Here is a 2,539-nt window from a genome sequence, read left to right as displayed (position 1 = left end):
CCGTAGCGGAACTTGCCCAGGAAGTCGCTGATGGGGTAGATGAACGAGGTGCCCGCGTAGTTGGCCTCGAACCCCATGATGCGGTCCAGCTCCGTGGGGTGCGCGATGCTCTCGTGGATCGTGAGCCACAGGTGCGTGGGCAGCAGCACCAGGTCGTAGCGGCCCGGCTCCACGGACTTGGCCGTGAGCTTCTGCACGGCTTCCTCGCTCCAGCGGGCGGCGTTCTCCACCAGGCGGGCGTCGCGCACGTGCTCGTAGCCCAGGCCCATGGGGGCCACGTCGGTGCTGGTGCGGCTCTGGAAGTCGCTGCCGTCGGGCGCCACGGCCGTGATCTGCATCCGCGGGAAAGAGCGGTGCAGCGTCTGCTCGATGTACGAGCCGTCGGTGCTGGCGAAGATCTTGGCCAGGCGCGAGGCGAACAGGTTGCTGTTCACGAAGCGGGCGCCCTGCACGGCCATGGCCGCGGCGTTGGCGCGCAGCAGCAGGTCCACCTTTTCCTCGATGGAGATGCTGAACGGGTCAATCTCCACGGGCGACGACCACTTGCCGTCGGGCACGGCCTCGGTGGGGGCCAGCTCCAGCGGGCGCTGGCGGGCGCTGGCGTTGGCGCGGGCCTGCGCCACGGCCTGCTGCGCCACGCGCACCACCTCGTCGGGGTTCAGGTCGTGGCTGGCGGCAAAGCCCCACGCCCCGTTGGCGATCACGCGGACGCCAAAGCCGAACGTCTCGCCGTCGTTGAAGAAGGTGATCTGCCGCTCGCGGGTGCCCACCGCCTGCGTGCGGTTGGCCGCCAGGCGAAAGTCGGCGTAGGTGGCCCCGGCGCTGCGGGCGGCGTCAAGCGCCCGCATGGCCAGCTCGCGGTTCACGGCCGCGTCGAGCGGCTCGTAGGGAACGGCGGCCTGGACCAGCCTGGGCAGCACCGCCGAGCCCGCGCCCAGCGCGGCCGTCGCCGCCGCACTGTGCAGGAGGAAGTCTCTGCGCTTCATGGATACTCCGGATGGGGGTTGGGATGGGTCCGCAAAGCTAGAACGATCGTTCGTCCGCCGCAACCGCGCGCGGGCGCGGGGGTTGCGTGGGTTGGGCGCGCATGGAGACTCGTTCCCTGCGCACTGCCGTGGTGGGCGCCGGCCCCGCCGGGCTGGCCGCCGCCCTGCGCCTGCACGCCGCCGGCGCCTCCGTCACCGTCCATGATGCCGCGGGGGCCGTGGGCGGGCGCACCCGCTCGGACCTCGTGGACGGGTGGCGCATCGACCCCGCCGTGCAGCTGTACGGCTCGGCCTACGCCACCGTCCGCGGCCTGCTGCGCGCGGCCGGGGCCGAGCCCCTGCTCGTCCGCTCGCCCGGGCGCGACGCCCTGTGGCGAAAGGGCCGCGCCCACGAGGTGGTGTACGGCTCGCCGACGAGCATGCTTGCGTCGGGCGCCCTGCCCCTGGCCCTCAAGCTCAAGATGGGGGCGAAGTACCTCCCCTTTCTCCAGCGCCACGGGTCCGGCCTGGACCTGGGCTCGCTGGAGCAGGCCGCCGCGGCCGGGCTGGACGGCGAGTCCATCGCCGCGTGGGGGCGCCGCGAGCTGGGGCAGGACTTCGTGGACCTGCTGGCCGCTCCCCTGCTTTCCACTCTCTACGGCATGCGCCCCGACGAGGCCAGCAGCGGCTTCTATCACGCGCTGGCCAAACAGGGGCTCAACCTGGAGGTGCTGGCCCTGCGCGGCGGCGCCGACGGCCTGTGCCGTTCCGCCGCCGACGCGCTCACGGCCGGCGGCGCCTCGCTCCGCCTCTCCACCCCCGTCGCGTCCGTCGAAGCGGCGGACGGCGGCGTGCGCCTGTCGGGCGACGGGTGGAGCGAGGACTTCGACGGGGCCGTGGTGGCGACGCCCGCGGCGGCGGCCGCGCGGTTTGCTAAATTTTTGACACCGGACGCCGAAAAAGCGTTGGCGGCGGTCCGCATGCGGCCGGCGGCGTCGCTGGCGCTGCTTCTGGACCGGCCCGTCGGCGTGGGATGGTTCGGCCTGTCGTTCGCCGCCGGCGAGGGCGGGAGCGTGGCCGCGGTGTGCGTCGAGGAAAACAAGGTGGCGGGGCTGGTGCCGCCGGGCAAGGGCCTGGCCGTGGTGTTCGCCGGCCCCCACGCGGCCCAGCGGCTGCAGGGCGCCTCGGCGGACGACGCGGCCGCGCTGCTGATGCCGGACGTTGCCCGGGTCCTCCCGTCCCTGCCTCGGACGGTGCTCGCGACGCGGCTCTACACCTGGGAGGAGGGGTGGACGCTCTTCGGCCCCGGGGACCTGGGGCGACTGCCGATGCTGCGGCGCCACGCGTGGGAGTCGTCGCCGCGCGCGGTGCTGGCGGGCGACTGGCTGTATGCGCCCACGGTGGAAGGCGCCGCCACCGCCGGCCTCGCCGCCGCGGACCGCCTCCTTGCGCGTCTACGCTGAGCCCGCGCCGAACAGCTTCTCACGGAGAGCCGCAGAGGCGCGGAGTACCCCGGATCGCGCGTGATCCGGGGTACTCTGCGTCCTCCGCGGCTCTGCGTGAGAATGCAGTTG

2 protein-coding genes are annotated in these 2,539 nt (G+C 73.5%); one reads left to right on the top strand and one right to left on the bottom strand.

The features are described 5' to 3' along the window. The coding region (locus VFZ20_RS00405; RefSeq protein WP_329681829.1) for a TldD/PmbA family protein at positions 1-986 on the bottom strand (986 nt) is incomplete at its 3' end. A gap of 101 nt (positions 987-1,087) precedes the next feature. On the opposite strand from VFZ20_RS00405, the gene VFZ20_RS00400 reads away from it, so the two are divergent. Then, positions 1,088-2,428, top strand: a complete 1,341-nt coding sequence (locus VFZ20_RS00400) for an FAD-dependent oxidoreductase (RefSeq protein ID WP_329681828.1) — start codon at positions 1,088-1,090, stop codon at positions 2,426-2,428. The last annotated feature ends 111 nt before the right edge of the window (positions 2,429-2,539 follow it).

Origin of the sequence: Longimicrobium sp. (assembly GCF_036280135.1) — a bacterium.
Classification (GTDB): Bacteria; Gemmatimonadota; Gemmatimonadetes; order Longimicrobiales; family Longimicrobiaceae; genus Longimicrobium.
Note: the sequence above shows the minus strand (reverse complement) of the source record. Positions and strands in the feature narration are given on the sequence as shown.